Here is an 18,217-nt window from a genome sequence, read left to right as displayed (position 1 = left end):
GACATATCGGACATATCGGACATATCGAACGGAACTCGAGGGCCATCGTCAGTGTCGCCTCGGGATGCCTCCACCGGTGCCGATCGCTCGAGCGAACGTCGCCGGGACGGGTGGCTCGAGGCGCCGATCCGAAGAGGTGCATTCAAGTATGCGCCGCGACTTCGTGAGCGTATGAAAGATCAGGGACGCTCTACGCGCAAGCGCACCGGCGGACGACTGAAGTCCTTCAACAACCGGCGAAAACACCAGCTCGGTCGCCACCCGACCGAGACCCAGGTCGGCGAGCCTCGCTTTCGCACCATCGACGCCCGCGGCAACGGCGAGAAGACTCGCGCGCTCGCGACGAACGTCGTCAGCGTCAGCACGGGCGAGGAGACGGTGACCGCCGAGATCACGGACGTCGTCGAGAACGACGCCAACCCGAACTACGTGCGTCGAAACATCATCACGAAAGGTGCCGTCATCGACACGAGCGAAGGCCAGGCCCGCGTCACCTCGCGACCCGGGCAGGTCGGCCAGGTCAACGCCGTCCTTCTCGAGTAAGCGCTCGATCGTCGATTTACCGCCACTGTCACCGCATCTCCTCGAGGTCGACGAACACGTCTGCGTTCGCCGTGAGCCACGTCGTCATCGTGTCGAACCCGTCTTCCGCTGCAGACGCTTCCCTCGGTGCGATCGTACAGCGGTCGGGACGATCGTCGTAGCGGACGATAATTGCAGTGTACATCGGTGGTGCCGTCTTTCTATTGTCGGGCTCGGTCGCCGTTCGCGTCTCGGAACCGTTGGACACAGTCGTCATTGGCGTACCAGCGTCCTCCTGGGACCCTGTATTCGGAGCCTCGAGCGACCTCGTAAAAATCGCTGCTAATTGTACTCCCGACGCGGTCGGACGGCTACGTATCGCTATTGAGGGCTGGCGAGAACCTCGATCAGGGACGGGGCGCCGCCTTCTGGAGCGCCGTCTCCGCGATGTTCCCGCCGTAGTCGGCGCTTCGAGAGAGCGAGTCGACGATCAGGCCGAGCGACTGGGCCTGGACCGAGTCGAGGTCACGGAGCATGTGGTCGATCGATCGCGTGTGTTCGTCGATCTCGAGTACGGCCTCGAGCGCGTCGTGACCCAGCTCCGTCGCCTCGTCGCTGTCGTCGGCGAAGAGCGCGTCGAGGGATTTCTCGAAGACGTCGAACGTCTCGTCGTACAGCTCGACCAGCGCGTCGGCGACCTCCTCGGAGATGTCCTCGAGCTTCATCGCGAGTTTGCTGATCTTGACCGCGTGATCGGCGACGCGCTCGAGCTGGCGGGCGCTGGAGTGGTAGTCGAAGCAGTCCTCCCGCGAGACACCGAGTTCCTCGGAGGCCCGGGGCGAGCGGAGCGTCGCGCGAAAGATACGGGAGACGACGAGCCAGAGTCGGTCGACGTCGTCGTCGCGCTCGATAACGTCGCGAGCGATGTCGTCATCGTTCTCGATGAGCGCCGTGACGGCGTCCTCGAGCATGGAGGCGGCGATCAGGCGCATACGATTGACGGCGTTGACGATGGACAGCTCCGAGGAGTCGAGCAGGTCCTGGATGACGACGCTGTTGGTTGTTTCCTCGAGGACTTCGACGCCGACCAGTCCCTGGGTCGCGCTCCTGATCGCCCGGCGCTGGTCGGTCGTGATGCGGCTGGCCTCGAGTGCGATGATGTCGAAGCCGCTGACGTACATCGTCATGACCGCCCGCGTGAGGCGCTCGCCCTCGAGGTTGGAGATGTCGAGGGTCCCCTTCTGGCGGTCGCTCTCGCGCTGGGGCGTCAATAGGAGGGCGTCGTCCTCCGGGTAGCACTCGACGACCGATCCGGCGCTGACGTCGTTCGCGGTTGCCCAGGACTTCGGGAGCGAGACGGTGTACGTCGACCCGCCGGTCACCTGGACTTTTCGCGTCTCCATACCGGAACCACGCAATCACGAACATATAAATCTATACAAATCTATAGATCGTGCTCGTCTCAACAGTACACCCCCCGGTAGATTCGTACCGCCTGTGTGAATTTCGGCAGGCGTGCGTACGGAATAGGGCTGCCGGAAACCGTCACTTGTCAACCCGAGATTCTATACCGGACTATTTTGATCGTGAGGAGATACTCGAGAATACGTCACATACGTAGTGATATATAGACTGATGCAATCTATATTCTCTCGAGGAATCCGACCAGCGCTTCGTTGAACGCGGTCGGTCGCTCGAGCATCGAGAGGTGGGCTGCGTCGGGGATCTCGACCCCGTCGGCGTCCGGAATCTCCTCGACGAGGTACTCGTGGAACCATGGCGGCGTCAGCTGGTCGTGTTCGCCGTAGATTGCCCGGACGGGAACGTCGATTTCGTGGAGCCGGTTCCTGACGTCGAACTCGTGGCACGTGAGGAAGTCCCGTCGCGTGACCGTCTGCCCGCACTCGCGCATCGTCTCCATCGAGATCGTCCGCAGGCGCTGGTCCGGGTCGTGAAAGAGCCGATCCGGTTCGTGCAGGAACTCGATCGCCCGCTCGAAGTCGTTTTCGAGCCACCACCGGAGGTCCTCGAGCACGCCCAGTCGTGCCCCCGTTCCGGTCAGTATCGCTCCGTCGAGGTCGACTTCGTCCGCTCGCTCCAGGAGGACGTGCATGGTAATAGCCCCACCCAGAGAGTTGCCGACGAGCACGCGAGCGCCCGTCTCCTCGAGGACTGTGATGACGTCGTCGGCGTACGCCGAGAGCGTCGTGTAGCCCGCATTTGCCTCGACTTCTTCGGAATCTCCGTGACCGCTCAGGTCGAGCGCGACGATGGGTCGCTGGCTACCGAGTCGGTGCTGGGACTTCCAGACGGCGCTCGAACCGCCGCTTCCGTGAACGAAACAGATCGGATCCCCTGATCCGTCGCGGTCGGCACGCACGTATGCCGTTTCGCGTCCTTGGTGTTCCACCGTGTGCATGCGTAGATACACGACGGGCGCCCTGATAAGTGGGGATGACGGTGATCGTTCGCCCCGTCACTGTCGTCGTCGGTTCTCGTCGACCAGACGAAGTGGGGACCGCTACACCATCGGTATAGGGTGCTTCTACTCACGTATTGCGATTCCTTTGCGGAAGGTATTTATAGTAGCACAGCTTACCTGGGGTTAGTTACAATGAAAATAGCACAACTTGCTCGCGACGACGATCGGCTGGTCCGTCGGTTCGAGAACGACGACGGATCGAGAATCGTCATCGACTTCGGCGGCGACTCCGCCGACGCATCCGTCGAGGTCGTCGACGGGACCGTTCTCGTCGTCGCCGGTGACGACCAGTACGAACTCGAGGTGCCGGCACAGGCGAGTGACGCGCAAGCGTTTATGAAAAACGGCGTCCTCACTATCGACTTGGAGGCATCCCAATGAAACTCACCGTCAGACCCCTCAAGCAAAAAGACGCAGGTCGCGGACTGGCCGCCATCGACCGCTCGTCGATGAGCGAACTCGGCCTCGAGAACGGCGATTACATCCTGATCGAGGGCAACGGCGAGGACCGGGCCGTCGCCCGCGTCTGGCCAGGGTATCCCGAGGACGAGGGCCGAGGCGTCGTCCGCATCGACGGTCGCATCCGCCAGGAGGCCGGCGTCGGCATCGACGACCGCGTCACTGTCGAGAAAGCCGACGTGAAACAGGCCTCGAGCGTCACCGTGGCGCTTCCTCAGAATCTCCGGATCCGCGGTGACATCGGCCCGCTCGTACGCGACAAACTGAGTGGCCAGGCCGTCACCGAGGGCCAGACGGTGCCCTTCTCGCTCTCGTTCGGCCCGATGGCCAGCTCCGGTCAGTCGGTCCCTCTGAAGATCGCCTCGACGTCCCCGAAAGGGACAGTCGTGATCACGGACTCGACGGAGATTCAGATCTCCGAGACGCCTGCCGAACAGATCAGCGCCGGCAGCGGCCCTGGCCAGGAGGGAATCCCGAACGTCACCTACGAGGACATCGGTGGTCTCGACAGCGAACTCGATCAGGTTCGCGAGATGATCGAGTTGCCGATGCGCCACCCGGAACTGTTCCAGCAGCTCGGGATCGAGCCGCCGAAGGGCGTTCTCCTGCACGGCCCGCCGGGAACGGGGAAGACCCTGATGGCCAAAGCCGTCGCCAACGAGATTGACGCCCACTTCCAGACCATCTCCGGGCCGGAGATCATGTCGAAGTACTACGGAGAATCCGAAGAGAAGCTCCGCGAGGTGTTCGAGGAAGCCGAGGAGAACGCCCCGGCGATCGTCTTCGTCGACGAACTCGACTCGATCGCGGCCAAGCGCGAGGACGCCGGCGGCGACGTCGAACGACGCGTCGTCGCCCAGCTGCTTTCGCTGATGGACGGCCTCGAGGAACGCGGCCGCGTCACCGTGATCGCCGCGACGAACCGCGTCGACGCCATCGACCCCGCCCTCCGACGTGGCGGCCGGTTCGACCGCGAGATCGAGATCGGCGTCCCGGACAAGGACGGCCGGACGGAGATCCTGCAGGTTCACACCCGCGGGATGCCCCTCTCGGACAGCGTCGACCTCGATCAGTACGCCGAGAACACCCACGGATTCGTCGGCGCCGATCTCGAGAGCCTGACGAAGGAGGCGGCGATGAACGCCCTCCGGCGCATCCGCCCCGAACTCGACCTCGAACAGGAGGAGATCGACGCCGAGGTGCTCGAGCGCCTGCGCGTCACCGAGAAGGACTTCAAGGAGGCGCTCAAGGGCATCACGCCGTCGGCGCTCCGGGAGGTCTTCGTCGAAGTGCCGAACGTCACCTGGAACGACGTCGGCGGCCTCACACAGACGAAAGATCGGCTCCAGGAGACCATCCAGTGGCCGCTCGACTACCCCGAGGTCTTCCAGGCGATGGACATGGAGGCTGCGAAGGGCGTCCTCATGTACGGTCCGCCGGGGACTGGCAAGACGCTGCTCGCGAAGGCCGTCGCCAACGAGGCCCAGTCGAACTTCATCTCGATCAAGGGTCCCGAACTGCTGAACAAGTACGTCGGCGAGTCCGAGAAGGGGGTCCGCGAGGTGTTCGAGAAGGCCCGGTCGAACGCACCGACCGTGATCTTCTTCGACGAGATCGACTCCATCGCGACCGAACGCGGCAGCGGCCAGATGGACTCCGGCGTCGGCGAGCGGGTCGTCTCCCAGCTACTGACCGAACTCGACGGCCTCGAGGAACTCGAGGACGTGGTCGTCATCGCGACGACGAACCGGCCGGACCTGATCGACACGGCCCTGCTCCGGCCCGGACGGCTCGACCGCCACATCCACGTGCCCGTCCCGGACGAAGAAGCTCGCAAGAAGATCTTCGAGGTCCACACCCGCGACAAGCCGCTGGCCGAGGGAATCGACCTCGAGTGGCTCGCGAGCCAGACGGAGGGCTACGTCGGCGCTGACATCGAAGCCGTCTGCCGTGAGGCGTCGATGGCCGCGACGCGCGAGTTCATCGAGACGGTCGATCCCGAGGACATCGGCGACGCCGTCGGGAACGTTCGGGTCAGCGAGGCCCACTTCGAGCAAGCGCTCCAGGAGGTCCCGCCGAGCGTGACCCAGGAGACGCGCGAGCGCTACGAGGAGATCGAATCGCAGTTCCAGTCGAGCGAACCCCAGCCGAAAGAAGAGCAGGTCGGCCGAACGTTCCAGTAAGCCGACTGCTCTCCTTGCGAGCCTGAAGGCTGAAACGCGGTTTTGCGGCGATTTTTCATCGATTCACTGATGAACTACTGAGCGGAGTTACAACACACCTGCCGCGAATCAGGGTCCCTTACAGCACACCTGCCACGAACCCGAGTCCCATTACGATAAGCACTGCCGCCGAGAACGCCGGCAGGTACGGCGTGTACTTCTCGACCGTCTCTTCGTGACGTTCGTAACCCGCGACCAGGAGCATGGTCAGGGTGACAATCCCGATGATGACGGTGATCGCGTAGGCGGCCATCAACTCGAGGCAGTAGTTCGACCCCGAACAGAGGGCGATGATTTCGAACTCCTCCTCGTGGGCGAATCCGAGGAGGAAGGCGAACCAGGCGATGCCGAGGAGTCCACGGTCGGCGGCGTCCTCGAGGTTGCCGTGCCCGTGCCCGTGGTCGTGAGTGTGGTCGTGGTCGTGGCCACCGACGAACGGGAGTGCGCGTTTCAGTCGGGTCAGTGGTCCGGCGCTTTCGTGGTGGTCGTGTGTGTGGTCGTGGTGATCGTGATTGTCGTGAGTGTGGTCGTCGCCTTGGTGGTGCTCGTGATTCTCATGGTCGTGATCGGGGTGATGGGACTCGTGTGAGTTCCCGTGTCCATGACTGTGCCCGTGACGATACTCACGAATGCCGAGCCCAATGAGCAAGATGCCGGCGACCAGACTGACCGGACCGCCGATCTGCACACCACCAAGTATCGTCAGCGGTTCGTTCACCTGCGTGAGTTCGAAGTACGACTTCGCGTAGAAGAACGCCCCCACCATCGCGATGCTGCTCACGAGGTGGCCGACGCCGAGAATGAAACTCGCCGCGAATCCGTACATCCACTTGTTCGTCTGATCGAGGGCGTACGACGCCGCCACCGGCCACCCGTGCCCTGGCTCGATGCCGTGTATCGCCCCGAGGACGACCGCCCCGAGGAACAGCCCTGTCAGATCGGACGGAATCATTCGTGTCGCATATCGCAGGACCCCCTGCTTAACCGTTGTTACTACCGGAACGGGGGATTCATCATACGCGGTGCGCTTTTTCCACCAACGAATTACCACCATGCGAACGAGTTTTAGCATTCCCGACGACGTCGTCGACGCGTTCGACCAGGTCTGGCAGGACCAGGGACTGGACAACCGCTCTCGAGCCGTCAGAGAGGCGATGCTCGAATATATCGAGTCTCACTCGCGACTCGAGGAGACGACCGGCGAGGTGGTTGCCCTGATCGGCTTCGACTATCGCCACCACGAAGTCATCCGCGAACTCCACACCGCCCAGCACGAGTTCCAGGACGTCATCCTCAACACGAGTCACACCCACCAGCAGGAGTGGTGTCTCGAGTCGCTGTTCTGCCGGGGGAGCGCGGACCGCGTTCGAGAACTCACCTATCGACTGCGCGACTTCGACGGAGTACGCCGGGTGAAGGTGATGGTGATCCAGGACCAGGTTGACTGACTCGAGTCCAGAACGACGTTCCGACGGTTCACACTACGTCGGAACTCGAGGCACGAGACAGCAGGTAGACGGCGACGGCACCGAACGCGAGAGCCAACCCTGCCAGGACGGCGACACCGGGGACGACGGCATCGAGAGTTCCGTCGAACCAGGTCACGTCGATCACCGTCATCACGTCCCGATCGAGCATGAGCGAGCGCGCGGTATCGACGCCGTAGGTGACGGGGTTGTAGCGCGCGAAGGTCTGGATCCAGTTCGGCAGCACCTCGAGCGGGAGAAACGCGCTCGACAGGAACAACAGGGGAAACTGCAACAGGTTCGCGCCGATGATCGTCGATTCCTGGTCCCTGGTGAGGAGCGCCAGCGAATTCGAGAGGGCGACGAACCACAGCGAAAATAGAACGCCCACGGCGACGATGCCGACGGCACCAACGAACCCGGTGACGATTTCCGCCCCGAGGAGAACGCCGAGACCGAGGATGATGGTGATCTGGAGTGAGATTCGAAACACCTCTGCAGCGGTCTTGCCGACGAACACGGCCGTTCGGTTCATCGGCGTCACGAGGACCTTCTCGAACATCCCGTTCTCGATGTCGTTGACCAGGCCGATTCCCGAGGTGACCGCCGCGGCGAGGGCCACCTGGATAGCGATCGCCGGCACGAGGAACGTCTCGTAGTTGATGCCCGGAATGCCGCGGTCGACGGCGCTTCCGGCGACGTTTCCGAACACCTCCGTGAACAGGACGAGGAAGATTATCGGCTGAACGAGGGAGACGACCAGGACGAACGGATTTCGGACGGCCTTGAGGTTCCATCGCTTGAAGTTCACCCAGACGTCCCCGACGAACGTGTTTCCGGATTTGGCGGGCTGTTGCGCTTCAGCCGTCCCAGCAGAACCGTCGGTCTCGGAGGTGCTCACCGTGACACCTCCGTTCGCGCGGCGTCGCTCCCGTCGGAATCGACCGCCTCGCCGGTGATCGCGAGGAACACGTCGTCGAGCGTCGGCGCTCGAATGTTGAACCCCGTAACGATCAACTCGGCGTCTCGGAGGGCGACCAGGAGATCCGTCCCGTACTGGCGGGCCGATTCGGCGGTGACGCTGATCCCCTCGTCGTTTTCCGTGACGGCGGCGTCCGAAAAGGCGTCGAACGCTCGAGCGATCGTCGCGGCCCGTTCTCGACTGGCGGGTCCGCCCTCCAGTTCCACGTCGAGGACCTCGCCGCCGACCCGTCGTTTCAGCTCGGCGGGGCTCCCCTCGGCGACAATCTCGCCCCCCGAGATGACCGCCAGCCGATCGCAGAGCTGGTCGGCCTCTTCGAGGTACTGCGTCGTCAGGAAGATCGTCGTCCCCCGTCCATTGATGCGTCGGAAGTAGTCCCACAACCGGTTCCGAGCCTTCGGATCGAGCCCGGTCGTCGGTTCGTCGAGGAAGACCAGCGGCGGCCGGTGAACGAGCGCGGTCGCGGCGTCCAGGCGCTTTTTCATCCCGCCGGAGAACTCTTCGGCCCGCTTGTCGGCGACGTCCACGAGATCGACGAGGTCGAGTAGCTCGTCGACTCGTTCGGATCGCTCGCCTCGAGGGACTCCGTAGGCCTCGCAGGCGAATCGAACGTTCTCCTCGGCGGTGAGTTCAGGGTCGACGCTCGTCTCCTGGGCCATGTACCCGATGGTCTCTCGCACGCTTCGCGGTTCTGTTCGAACGTCGAACCCGTTGACGCGAGCGCTCCCGCTTGTCGGCGATAGGAGCGTCGCGAAGACTTTGATCGTGGTCGTCTTGCCGGCGCCGTTCGGACCGAGAAACCCGAAGAATTCCCCTTCCGGGACCGTCATGTCCACCCCCTGTACGGCGGCGGTCCCGTCGGCGTAGACGAGCTCGAGCCCCTCGACCTCGATAGCCGCTGGTGGGCTGGTTCGCCCGTCGTGGCGCGACTCGATTGCGTCGTCCGATCCCGACGATGGCATACCCGTACTAGTGGAGATAGCGTGATATAGGTTCGACCAAGAAGCGAAGGCTGGCTCGTTCGGAAAGGTGGTGGGAGGATGGGGGAGATCAGCCAGCAACGGGATCACCGTTTCATTGCTAGGCTGCTGTTTTGTCGTTTCTCACTAGCCCTGAACACAAACCACACGCGAAGAACCGATCTCCAAAATTGCATCTCCGCTGTTCCGCGTGTACTGACGTTGCCGAGTCTTACGCTGTTTTCACTTCGTTCAGGTGACTGAAATACCGTGAAATTTTAGCTAAAAGAACGTACTTGAACGACGACGGTCCCTCTCTAAAATACCTCCCGCAGACCGTGGGACGACTCGCACGAAACCGCCTGAAGATCGATACCGTCGATATCATTCACCCACTCGTGAAATCGGTGTGCACAAAACGGCACAAGAACTGTCAGTCTGTTCGGCCGTGCCGGCTGTCGAGCAATTCTGAATCCGCCCTGACCGAGTTGTACACACGTTCGGCCCACTCCATTGCAATCGGAGAATCAGTCTCGACGAACACCTGCATGAGCCCCGTCGTCTCGTCGTATCCTCCTATTCCGACGCACTCGTTGAAGAGAGCGAGTCCATACGGCAGGCGGTTGCGCGTTCGAAGGGCGAGGTAGCCGTTCTCGATCGCCTTCTGAGCACGCTCGGGATACGTGTCGAAGAGCTTCTCGGCGATGTGGGGGAGGTAGACGATTTCGGTGTCGGTTGCATCGAACAGTTGCTCGTGGAATCCACCGAGAGCAAGTGGTGCCATGTGTGTCGTATTGAACCCACGGAACGTCTCCGACTCCCGAACGAGTGAGATAAACCGCTCGACAGGCCGGTACGGGTCATCTGGTTCTGCGACGGTCACAGTCGCATCCACGAACGGCTCGACGACGAATTCCCGGTGATCCTCACAGATCACGTCGAGCAGTGGTGTCAGTTTCTGTGCAGTATGTACGTTCGCCTCGAACCGGAGCACCTCCTCTGCGACGACTTCGCCGCGACCGGTCAATTGCAATCGCCCGTCGACTTTCTCGGCGAATCCCTGTTCGTCGAGCCACTGTGTGAAGCGGTGACTCGTCGCTCGAGAAACGTCGAGACGGTCCTCGATCTCTCCCCGGTCGAGCGGTTCTTCCAGGAGCGCCTCGAGGACGGGGCCATGCCGGACGATATCGCCGAGTCGGTCCGTATCTATGCGATTACCTGCTGTGTTTAAGCGGTGGCCGAGCTGGCGACGGTTTCGCTCGTTTTCCAGAATGGCCTCGAAGATCGGCGAGCCTGGTCGGAGGCGACTATCGTCATCGTATCTGTCGTATTCGTCAGGCGCCATCTGGCTCACTCCTTAGAGAATTGGTGGCAACGACAGTAACTCTATCCCGTTCGTGCTTCGTAACTCCTCTCACGGTCTGAAACGGCACTCACTCCATCGAACAGTGCTCGACAGGTGAGGCCAACGACTGTGACGTCGTACAGGTGGGCATGACACGACAGAAGGTCGGCGACGATCAGATCGAACAGTTCGAAGGAGTATTCCACGGGTACTTGATCCGACCCGTTGATCCCACCTACGACGACGCACGAGCCGTCTGGAACGGGATGATCGACAAGCGACCCGCACTCATCTCGCGGTGTCGTGGAGTCGCCGACGTCATCAGCGCGGTGAACTTCGCCCGCGAACACGACCTGGCGGTGGCTATTCGTGGCGGCGGCCACAATGTCGCCGGGACTGCCGTCTGCGACGATGGGCTCGTTATCGACCTGTCCGAGATGAGGAGCGTATGGGTCGATCCTGACGAACGGACGGCGTGGGTTCAAGCCGGCGCTACGTGGGCAGACGTCGACCTTGAGACGCAGGCGTTCGGGCTGGCGACTCCCGGCGGCGTCGTCTCGGATACGGGCGTCGGAGGACTCACCCTCGGCGGTGGCATCGGCCATCTCCGGTGCAAGTACGGGCTCAGCTGTGACAACCTCCGCTCCGTAGACCTCGTTACCGCGGATGGCGAGTATCTGACTGCCAGCGAGGACGAGCACGAGGAGCTCTTCTGGGGCCTTCGCGGGGGCGGCGGGAACTTTGGCGTCGTCACTGGCTTCGAGTTCGAGCTCTACCCGGTCGGACCCGACGTGGCGGTCTGCCTGGTGTTCTATCCGAGTGACCAGCTGGCCGATTGCCTGCGAACGTACCGTGAATACGCCGAATCGGCGCCCGATGCGGTTAGCACGCTCGTCTTTGCGGGCGAACTGCCCGACGAAGAACTGTTCGAGGGCGACGACGTTCATCGGCAGAAATTCGCCATCATGGGGTGCTACGCCGGGCCCGTCGACGACGGGACACGAGTGCTGTCGGCCCTGCGTGAACTCGCGGAGCCGATCGCCGATTTCAGCGGGGTGGTGCCCTACACCGAACTCCAGCAGATACTCGACGAGGACTACCCCGACGGGATGCGCTACTACTGGAAGTCGCTGTATCTCGACGGCCTGTCGGAGTCCGCTATCGATCGCATTGCCTACTGGGCCGACGTGGCGCCCTCCCCGCTTTCGACGGTCGACGTCTGGCAGTTAGGGGGCGCAATTGCCCAAGATGGTGTCGAGGATAGTGCGTTCGCGGGGCGGCACGCTCCGTTCTTGCTCGGCGTCGAAGCGAACTGGGAACGTCCGGAGGCCGACGATGCCAACGTCGAGTGGGTGCGTGACTGTCTCGACGACATGCGACAGTTCTCGGACGGGTCGGTCTACCTCAACTTTCCGGGATTCCTCGAAGAAGGTGAGGACATGATGCGGACCACGTTCGGACCCTCGTACGAGCGATTAGTTGCGTTGAAGGACGAGTACGACCCGACGAATTTCTTCAGCCGTAACCAGAACATCCCACCGTCTGGAGTCGCCAGGGCTGACGAGCACGTTAGAGAGTGAACCAGTGGGAACCTTACGGCGATAATTGATCGTCTATTCCTCCTCCATTTTGTTCAGGTTTCGGACTGCGGTTACAGACTCCGTCTATATTGCCGATTTCTCCATAGCGCCCGAAATGGCAGTCGATACCGCGAATGTTCTCTCGTGAACCTACGCTGGAGTTCTTCGTCCGAACGCCAATTTAACCCCGAATCCGACGAGGGCGCTTCCGCTGGCCACACGAAGGACATCTCTCACGAGTTCGCGGTCAGTAATGACTTGTCTCGCTTGCGCCGAGAATACCGCGAGCATTGCTTGATAAAGGAATCCGAGACTCGCAAACAGCACGCCGAGCGTGAAAATTTGGAGGGCGGTAGAACTCCCTGGTCGGACGAACTGCGGCAGGAAAGCGAGGAAGAACACCGCCACCTTCGGATTCAAGACGTTGATCAGCAGAGCACTTCGAAACGACTCACTCGGCGTGTAGGTAGTGCTCTCCGACGAAATCTCGAATTCCTCCGAATTTCTCAACGTCTGCACGCCGAGATACACGAGATACACCGCACCGACGAATTTGACGACGGTGAATGCCAGCGCGGACGTTTGGAGAATTGCCGAGAGTCCGAGCATGGCCGCCGTCGTGTGTACGACACTCCCCGCCGAAGATCCTAATGCGGCGGTGACACCGACGGTGCGTCCGTCGCTGATACTCCGGGTTAGCGTGTAGATACTATCCGGCCCGGGTGAGACGATGAGGGCGATTGCGACGGGAACGAACGCAAGGACGGCACCTGGTACTAACATGCACTAGTGCTCGAGGATAAACACCTTATACCCAGACGCTAAGTGACATGTTACCGAGACTCGCGCTGTTCTACTTTGTTCAAGTCTCAAACTGACGTTCCAGATTTCGTCTACTTTGCCGCTTTCGGAGGAAGAGTCGGCGGAGTGAGTGACTACTCTCCACTCTCGAACTGCGGATTCCAGACTACTTCCCACAGGTGTTCATCCGGGTCTTGGAAGTGACCTGAATACCCGCCCCATTCGCGGTCACGAGGAGAGTCGGTAATCTTCGCACCGGCTTCTTCCGCCGTCTGCATTACGTCATCGACTTCTTCTTTCGACGCGACGTTGTGGCCGATAGTGAACTCCGCAGGACTCGACGCAGTTTCGTCGACGTTTGCGTCTTCCGCGATTTGATGTTTAGGGTAGAGTGCGAGTTGCAAGCCGTTATTCAGAGGGAAGAAGGCGACTGCTCCTCCTTCAAACTCCGTTCCGACGATTCCCTCTGTTGGCCATCCTAAGCCATCACGGTAAAAAGTGAGGGATTTTTCTAAGTCACTGACTCCCAAAGTAACGACGGTAATGCGTGGTTCCATGGTCACTGGTCTAGCGTGGGCTGAGAACCAACCGCTGACCAGTATCTAGATGGGAGGGTGATGAAATAGGCTTTCGTAAAAATTGGAGAGCTGTAACGTGGTTCATCGATCGGAAATCTAAAGAGCAACTGCCGGAAGATGATCTGACTAACCGACCGGCGATAGATGCTCTGTAGCGCCCGAATTCGGCTACCTGCTTTCGCGCTGTTCGACCTTGTTCAGGTAGCTGAAATCCGTAACACATTCGAGTGAAAAAAGGAGCTTTTCGAATCTGAAACCCACAAATACAGCAAGTAGAACCAATTACTCGCCGCCGCACATAAATAACAGAGTCCAGCGGTTAGCGGTCCGCCGCAAACTACTCTCAGAAACGCCTGTCGACCTACCGGCGATCTTACCCACGATGGTACGAGCTGTGGCTCTGTAGAACCTCTCAAACGGGGATATCTTTCGACACCCGTGCCGAATGCATGGTGCGTATCGAACGGACGCCAGAAATGCTGGTGTGATCAGTCGCCGATGGTTAGCTCTTTTTACGGATGAATGCAAGCATCTCGTCGATGAAGCGATCTGGCGCGGTGAGCATCGCTTCGTGTGCGTACCCATCGAAGGTAACGATCCGGTTGTTCGGGAGCGCGTGGTTGACCGGGGGCGTCGCATCTTTCATGAGTGGAGGGCTCTCGCTGCCGGATAACAGCAACGTCGGCGTCGTCACGTTGGCGAACCGGGCCGCGTCGAAACTCGTACTCGCCGACCGCTGATAAGCTGCGGGGCCAGACGTGTCCCGCGTCCACGAGATCCTGCCAGTCCGGGGCCGAGCGTTGCGCATCGATTTCTTCCGGCGTGGATTGGGCGATTTCTCGCAGAAACAGGGCGAGCATCTGCTCGTTCTCGCCGTTTTTCAACAGCCGCTCCATTTCAACGAGTACTTCATCGGAGTAGAGTTCGTGATCGCCGAACACAATCGGTGGTTCGTACAGAACGAGTTTGAGTAGGTCGTCGGTTCGCAGGGCCGCCTCCAGCCATAAGAGCGCCCTCGATGAGTGTCCAAGGAGGGTTACAGGTTCGTCGATCGCCTCGACGACCGCAGCCACGTCCTTGAACTCTCGTTCTAATGCGTACTCGTCGGCATCGCCGCTCTCGCCGACGCCACGACAATCCATCGCGTACACCGTATAGTGGTCCGCAAAAGCGGAACGAACCCCGGAGAGTTCCCAGAACCGGTGGTCGCAGGCGCCCCCGCGGACGAGCCCGAGCGGTGGTCCGCTCCCCGTCCGTTCGAATGCAATTGTGGTTCCATCTGCTGACGTAACTGTTCCCCTTTTCTTACCCGTGTCTGGTGTTGCGTTGACCATGGGACGGCTCACCACCATTCCCCTACGAACCGCAATGACACAGCGTCATCTCGTGAAAAACCTGCACGTCCCGCACAGAGAGCGTGACACGCTAGAAATTAGCCAGCGAATTTTAACCGTACTTTGGTTGCCTGCTCTGCGAGGCAGTTCTCGCTTCCAGAGACGAAGGAAAGAACAACTGCCGGAAGGAGAATCGGCTACCTGACCCGCAATAGGGCCCTTATACGCCTGAATTCGGTGTAGCCTCCCCTTGGCGAGATTGAGTTTCTGGCATGTGTGGACCACCACGTCGAGGTGCTCGATGCGATCTCGTCGTACGGCAACACTGCGTAGCGCACGTACGCCTCTAGAGAAGGCTCTAGTCACGCTTTACAGTACATGGGTGCAATTCTCGTTGTATCATATGACGCCTGATCCTGAGCGCAGCATCACCGGCGAATCGATATCGAACAACACCGACTTGATCGGCGATACGATGACTTGGTGGGAATCGCTCGAACAGTGGCGTGCGACGCTGTTTCTGATCGGCGGTCTAATTTTACTCCTCGACGTGCTCCCCGTAGTGGCAAACATCAGAACAGGCGCCGCCGATTGGCTGATACTGGGACAGACGTTTGTCGGTGCTGGATGGACCGCCGCCCTCGTCGGACTGCTCGGGTTATATCCAGAATTTGCCGACCGGAGTCGGTGGCTCTCCCGCGTCGGTGCTGTCTTCGCCGTCATCGGCGTGGTGACGTTCGGCGTCATGGCTATGACGTCGCTCCTCTACTACGTTGGGATTCCATCCGGGGATTACGATGCAATTAGCTGGTTCTTCCTCCCAGGAGTACTCATTGGGAGTGTGCTGGGGTTCGTCACGTTCAGTACTATCAGTCTTCGTACTGGTATCCCGTCACGGACCGTCGGCGTTCTCCTGGTGGTACCCGCCATCCTCGTTGTCACGAATATCCTCCGATTTATCGCCGGGATGGAATCTGCGACGATAACCCTCGGTATCGTCATCGGAGACGCGCTGGCGATGCTGGCCATCGGGTACGTCCTCCGTACTGAAGGTGTTCCGACCGACCGTGCGGAACCAACGCCAGCGGAGGTACGTCATGACTGATCGAGCCACTGGGACGTCGCGGTGGGGCACGCTCGAACAGTGGAGTCCAACGCTATTCATCGTCGGCTTCGCGCTTGAACTCGTCTTCGCCGTGAACCACGGGTTAGCGTATCTGGTAGAAGCCATCTCGTTCATTGATTGGCTTTATCCGACTGTCCTCCTCGGTCGGTTAGCTGTCCTCCTCGGGTTAGCAGGCCTCTCAGTACGAGTTGTGAACACCAATCCCCGATTTGGGAAGCTGAGCCGTGGGGTGGTCTCGGTCGCGGCTCTGTTCACCGTCGGATTGTTGGCGTTGTCGGTACTGGATATCGTCGGAGTCACCACCTCGATTATCGCAGTGTTCGGGATTGGAACGGTCATACTGACAATTCTCACGTTCCTTCTGTTTGGTGTGGCGGGACTCCGTACCGATGCATATCCCGCCGTTGTTGGAGCGCTTTTGCTGGTGGCCACCCTCGCCGTGATCGGCGTGTTGGTCAGCCAAGGAGTCTTCTCTACGAACGTGAGAGGGGCGGTCGGTGAGGGGGTGAACGCCATCGCCTTCCTTGCAATTTGGCGTTTCCTCAACGCCGAGTTGAAGGAAACCAAGAGAGCGGAGCCAGCACCGACGGAGGCTCGCTATGGCTGAGACAGCTCCCGACACGACGCGGTGGGAATCGCTCGAACAGTGGAGTCCGATTGCGTTTCTCGTCGCCGGGGTATTATTGGTCGTCTTCGCGGCGCTCCTCGGCTACGAGGCGTTCACGGACATGCCCGCCCCGGAAGACCTCTTTGGACCTCCCGGATTTTTCTTGGCGATGGTCGGGTTGCTCGGGCTGTATCCGGGCTTCGCTGACCGGGCCCCTCGGCTGGCGCGCGTCAGTGCCGTCGGAACAGGGATCGCCGCAGTGGGATGGTTACTAATCACGGTGTACGCTCTTATCGAGGTCGTTGGAAGCCTCCCCGCCCTCGAAGAGATGGGCGTGTTCGGATTTACTATTATCCTCGCCTCAGGTGCAGCGATGATTCTGGCGTACATTGGGACTGGTGTTGCCAGCCTCCAGACCGGCAACCACTCGCGGTATCTCGGCCTGCTTATGCTAACCCCACCAGCCGTCTTCGGCGTAATGCTGTCACAGGCAGTTCTCTTTGCCCAGTTCGGGCTGTTCTCGGAGACCTTCATGGCATGGTCGGCTGTCGGCCTGGCCGGGGGACAGGCACTCGCCCACATTGGCATCGGTTATTTCCTCCGGACTGAGGCTATCTCGACCAAACGGACAGAGCGAGCGCCGGTGGAGGTTCGCCATGACTGAGACGGCTACCAGCGTGACTCGGTGAGAAATTCTCGAAACTCGGTCGCTGATGGGTTCTCACGACTCGCCTCTTGCTTTTTATAGCCTTCGACGGGTTTCACGAATCAGCGGGGACTGAACGTTAATACCCATGCTAACGAATACCACGATATGGCAAACGCAGCCGAAATCGGTTGGGACGGAGAGCAAGTGTTGGCTGCGTCGATGAACCCGATGGCCATCATCGATGGCGAACAATACGTGTCGGTCAACCAGCCGTTCGCCGATCTGTACGGGTTTTCGCGCCCGGACGAACTCGCTGGCGAGTCGTGGGAGTACTGCCTCGCCGAGAACGAGCGCGAGCGCTTTGAAAGGAAAATCCTCCCGATGTGTCGTGCAGACGGACAGTGGCGCGGCAGGGTTGCCGGGCGCCGACGAGACGACGGTATCGTTTCGCAGGAACTCACAATAGCCCGTTTGGATGACCACTTCATCTATACCGCTCGGGAGATCGATAGCAACGGGCAAGCGGAAAATGAGCTAGCGGATTGCCAACGGCTTCTTAGGCGGGAACGCGAGTTGGAACGGTACAAAACCACCATCGAAACCGTGGATGATGGTGTCTACGCGCTCGACGAAGACCTCCGGTTCTCGTTCGTCAACGATAGACTGTGCAAGATGACTGAAATGTCTCGAGAGGATTTGGTCGGAACTCCCGTCACAGAGTTGTTCGAGTACGACGACGAGGTCGCAGCTGCCGCGGAGATCCGCCAGCGCGTCCTCGAGAGCGACACTAGCGTTGGAACTATTCAAGGGACGTTACCAACGTCCGACGGAGAGCGTATTCTGGAAGCGCGGTACCGACTTCATCCCGAACCTGACGGCGAGTACCGCGGGAGCATCGGGGTTGTCCGCGACGTGACTGAACGCGAAGAGCGTGAACGACAACTCGAACGCCGGCGCGACGAACTTGAGACGCTCAACCAAATCAATGAACTCCTCCTCCAGATAGCCCGTGACCTGTTTTCGTCACCAACACGGACGGAGATCGAGCAGATGGTCTGTGATCGCTTGGCTACTTCCCACCTGTACCAGTTTGCTTGGATCGGTG

General features: G+C 60.5%; 18 protein-coding genes and 1 pseudogene. 9 read left to right on the top strand and 10 right to left on the bottom strand.

Translation table 11 applies throughout. The features are described 5' to 3' along the window. The first annotated feature begins 171 nt into the window (after positions 1-171). A complete protein-coding gene (locus tag AC6I65_RS10485; RefSeq protein WP_497901844.1) occupies positions 172-543 on the top strand; it encodes a 30S ribosomal protein S8e in 372 nt (123 codons plus the stop codon). A 28-nt stretch (positions 544-571) separates the two neighbouring features. Here AC6I65_RS10485 and AC6I65_RS10480 read toward each other — a convergent pair whose 3' ends face one another. The 3 genes from AC6I65_RS10480 to AC6I65_RS10470 form a co-directional block, all read right to left on the bottom strand. Continuing rightward, positions 572-799, bottom strand: coding sequence for a DUF7511 domain-containing protein (locus tag AC6I65_RS10480; protein ID WP_497901843.1), 228 nt, complete (start codon positions 797-799; stop codon positions 572-574). A 130-nt stretch (positions 800-929) separates the two neighbouring features. Beyond that, entirely contained in the window at positions 930-1,925 is a 996-nt protein-coding gene (locus tag AC6I65_RS10475; RefSeq protein WP_497901842.1) for a PhoU domain-containing protein, read from the bottom strand. A gap of 239 nt (positions 1,926-2,164) precedes the next feature. Further along, entirely contained in the window at positions 2,165-2,941 is a 777-nt protein-coding gene (locus AC6I65_RS10470; RefSeq protein ID WP_497901841.1) for an alpha/beta fold hydrolase, read from the bottom strand. Between the two features lie 195 nt (positions 2,942-3,136). On the opposite strand from AC6I65_RS10470, the gene AC6I65_RS10465 reads away from it, so the two are divergent. Together AC6I65_RS10465 and AC6I65_RS10460 are read left to right on the top strand one after the other, a co-directional pair. Beyond that, on the top strand, positions 3,137-3,385 hold the full coding sequence (locus tag AC6I65_RS10465; protein ID WP_497901840.1) for a DUF7127 family protein: 249 nt from the start codon (positions 3,137-3,139) through the stop codon (positions 3,383-3,385). Next, positions 3,382-5,646, top strand: a complete 2,265-nt coding sequence (locus tag AC6I65_RS10460; RefSeq protein WP_497901839.1) for a CDC48 family AAA ATPase — start codon at positions 3,382-3,384, stop codon at positions 5,644-5,646. The genes AC6I65_RS10465 and AC6I65_RS10460 overlap by 4 nt, the downstream gene beginning before the upstream one ends. A 118-nt stretch (positions 5,647-5,764) precedes the next feature. On the opposite strand, the gene AC6I65_RS10455 is transcribed toward AC6I65_RS10460, so the two are convergent. Further along, positions 5,765-6,637 (bottom strand): hypothetical protein, encoded by an 873-nt coding sequence (locus AC6I65_RS10455; RefSeq protein WP_497901838.1) that lies wholly within the window; start codon positions 6,635-6,637, stop codon positions 5,765-5,767. Between the two features lie 100 nt (positions 6,638-6,737). On the opposite strand from AC6I65_RS10455, the gene AC6I65_RS10450 reads away from it, so the two are divergent. Further along, positions 6,738-7,133: a CopG family ribbon-helix-helix protein gene (locus AC6I65_RS10450; RefSeq protein WP_497901837.1), complete on the top strand. Its 396-nt coding sequence runs from the start codon at positions 6,738-6,740 to the stop codon at positions 7,131-7,133. Positions 7,134-7,161: 28 nt separating this feature from the next. Here the strand turns inward: AC6I65_RS10450 and AC6I65_RS10445 are convergent, their stop codons facing one another. From AC6I65_RS10445 to AC6I65_RS10435, 3 genes are all read right to left on the bottom strand, one after another. After that, positions 7,162-8,052, bottom strand: coding sequence for an ABC transporter permease (locus AC6I65_RS10445; protein WP_497901836.1), 891 nt, complete (start codon positions 8,050-8,052; stop codon positions 7,162-7,164). Further along, complete coding sequence (locus tag AC6I65_RS10440; protein WP_497901835.1) at positions 8,049-9,095, bottom strand: ABC transporter ATP-binding protein; 1,047 nt, start codon at positions 9,093-9,095, stop codon at positions 8,049-8,051. Before AC6I65_RS10440 ends, AC6I65_RS10445 begins: the two co-directional genes overlap by 4 nt. A gap of 430 nt (positions 9,096-9,525) precedes the next feature. Next, positions 9,526-10,437 (bottom strand): helix-turn-helix transcriptional regulator, encoded by a 912-nt coding sequence (locus AC6I65_RS10435; protein WP_497901834.1) that lies wholly within the window; start codon positions 10,435-10,437, stop codon positions 9,526-9,528. 149 nt (positions 10,438-10,586) lie between these two features. Here AC6I65_RS10435 and AC6I65_RS10430 point away from each other — a divergent pair, with 149 nt between their 5' ends. Then, positions 10,587-12,017 (top strand): FAD-binding oxidoreductase, encoded by a 1,431-nt coding sequence (locus AC6I65_RS10430; RefSeq protein ID WP_497901833.1) that lies wholly within the window; start codon positions 10,587-10,589, stop codon positions 12,015-12,017. 150 nt (positions 12,018-12,167) lie between these two features. On the opposite strand, the gene AC6I65_RS10425 is transcribed toward AC6I65_RS10430, so the two are convergent. From AC6I65_RS10425 to AC6I65_RS10415, 3 genes are all read right to left on the bottom strand, one after another. Next, positions 12,168-12,800 (bottom strand): LysE family translocator, encoded by a 633-nt coding sequence (locus tag AC6I65_RS10425; RefSeq protein ID WP_497901832.1) that lies wholly within the window; start codon positions 12,798-12,800, stop codon positions 12,168-12,170. A gap of 152 nt (positions 12,801-12,952) precedes the next feature. Beyond that, positions 12,953-13,375, bottom strand: a complete 423-nt coding sequence (locus tag AC6I65_RS10420) for a VOC family protein (protein ID WP_497901831.1) — start codon at positions 13,373-13,375, stop codon at positions 12,953-12,955. 533 nt (positions 13,376-13,908) lie between these two features. Further along, positions 13,909-14,730, bottom strand: a complete 822-nt coding sequence (locus AC6I65_RS10415) for an alpha/beta fold hydrolase (protein ID WP_497901830.1) — start codon at positions 14,728-14,730, stop codon at positions 13,909-13,911. Between the two features lie 403 nt (positions 14,731-15,133). On the opposite strand from AC6I65_RS10415, the gene AC6I65_RS10410 reads away from it, so the two are divergent. The 4 genes and pseudogenes from AC6I65_RS10410 to AC6I65_RS10395 all read left to right on the top strand — a co-directional run. After that, a complete protein-coding gene (locus tag AC6I65_RS10410) occupies positions 15,134-15,835 on the top strand; it encodes a hypothetical protein (RefSeq protein ID WP_497901829.1) in 702 nt (233 codons plus the stop codon). Further along, complete coding sequence (locus AC6I65_RS10405; protein ID WP_497901828.1) at positions 15,828-16,463, top strand: hypothetical protein; 636 nt, start codon at positions 15,828-15,830, stop codon at positions 16,461-16,463. The genes AC6I65_RS10410 and AC6I65_RS10405 overlap by 8 nt, the downstream gene beginning before the upstream one ends. Beyond that, on the top strand, positions 16,456-17,127 hold the full coding sequence (locus AC6I65_RS10400; protein ID WP_497901827.1) for a hypothetical protein: 672 nt from the start codon (positions 16,456-16,458) through the stop codon (positions 17,125-17,127). Before AC6I65_RS10405 ends, AC6I65_RS10400 begins: the two co-directional genes overlap by 8 nt. A gap of 150 nt (positions 17,128-17,277) precedes the next feature. Beyond that, positions 17,278-17,997 (top strand): annotated as a pseudogene (locus AC6I65_RS10395) (PAS domain-containing protein); the annotation flags it as partial. Between the last annotated feature and the right edge of the window lie 220 nt (positions 17,998-18,217).

The organism is Natronosalvus sp. KLKA75, from assembly GCF_059736265.1.
The sequence above is the reverse complement of the archived record's forward strand: the minus strand, read 5'-3'. Positions and strand labels throughout refer to the sequence as shown.

Bases quoted from the DNA above. Each gene is read 5' to 3' on its own strand.
- AC6I65_RS10470 (WP_497901841.1), bottom strand. From the start codon at position 2,941: ATGCACACGGTGGAACACCAAGGACGCGAAACGGCATACGTGCGTGCC.
- AC6I65_RS10480 (WP_497901843.1), bottom strand. From the start codon at position 799: ATGACGACTGTGTCCAACGGTTCCGAGACGCGAACGGCGACCGAGCCC.
- AC6I65_RS10475 (WP_497901842.1), bottom strand. From the start codon at position 1,925: ATGGAGACGCGAAAAGTCCAGGTGACCGGCGGGTCGACGTACACCGTC.
- AC6I65_RS10430 (WP_497901833.1), top strand. From the start codon at position 10,587: ATGACACGACAGAAGGTCGGCGACGATCAGATCGAACAGTTCGAAGGA.
- AC6I65_RS10415 (WP_497901830.1), bottom strand. From the start codon at position 14,730: ATGGTCAACGCAACACCAGACACGGGTAAGAAAAGGGGAACAGTTACG.
- AC6I65_RS10420 (WP_497901831.1), bottom strand. From the start codon at position 13,375: ATGGAACCACGCATTACCGTCGTTACTTTGGGAGTCAGTGACTTAGAA.
- AC6I65_RS10440 (WP_497901835.1), bottom strand. From the start codon at position 9,095: ATGCCATCGTCGGGATCGGACGACGCAATCGAGTCGCGCCACGACGGG.
- AC6I65_RS10405 (WP_497901828.1), top strand. From the start codon at position 15,828: ATGACTGATCGAGCCACTGGGACGTCGCGGTGGGGCACGCTCGAACAG.
- AC6I65_RS10450 (WP_497901837.1), top strand. From the start codon at position 6,738: ATGCGAACGAGTTTTAGCATTCCCGACGACGTCGTCGACGCGTTCGAC.
- AC6I65_RS10410 (WP_497901829.1), top strand. From the start codon at position 15,134: ATGACGCCTGATCCTGAGCGCAGCATCACCGGCGAATCGATATCGAAC.
- AC6I65_RS10455 (WP_497901838.1), bottom strand. From the start codon at position 6,637: ATGATTCCGTCCGATCTGACAGGGCTGTTCCTCGGGGCGGTCGTCCTC.
- AC6I65_RS10465 (WP_497901840.1), top strand. From the start codon at position 3,137: ATGAAAATAGCACAACTTGCTCGCGACGACGATCGGCTGGTCCGTCGG.
- AC6I65_RS10460 (WP_497901839.1), top strand. From the start codon at position 3,382: ATGAAACTCACCGTCAGACCCCTCAAGCAAAAAGACGCAGGTCGCGGA.
- AC6I65_RS10425 (WP_497901832.1), bottom strand. From the start codon at position 12,800: ATGTTAGTACCAGGTGCCGTCCTTGCGTTCGTTCCCGTCGCAATCGCC.
- AC6I65_RS10485 (WP_497901844.1), top strand. From the start codon at position 172: ATGAAAGATCAGGGACGCTCTACGCGCAAGCGCACCGGCGGACGACTG.
- AC6I65_RS10435 (WP_497901834.1), bottom strand. From the start codon at position 10,437: ATGGCGCCTGACGAATACGACAGATACGATGACGATAGTCGCCTCCGA.
- AC6I65_RS10400 (WP_497901827.1), top strand. From the start codon at position 16,456: ATGGCTGAGACAGCTCCCGACACGACGCGGTGGGAATCGCTCGAACAG.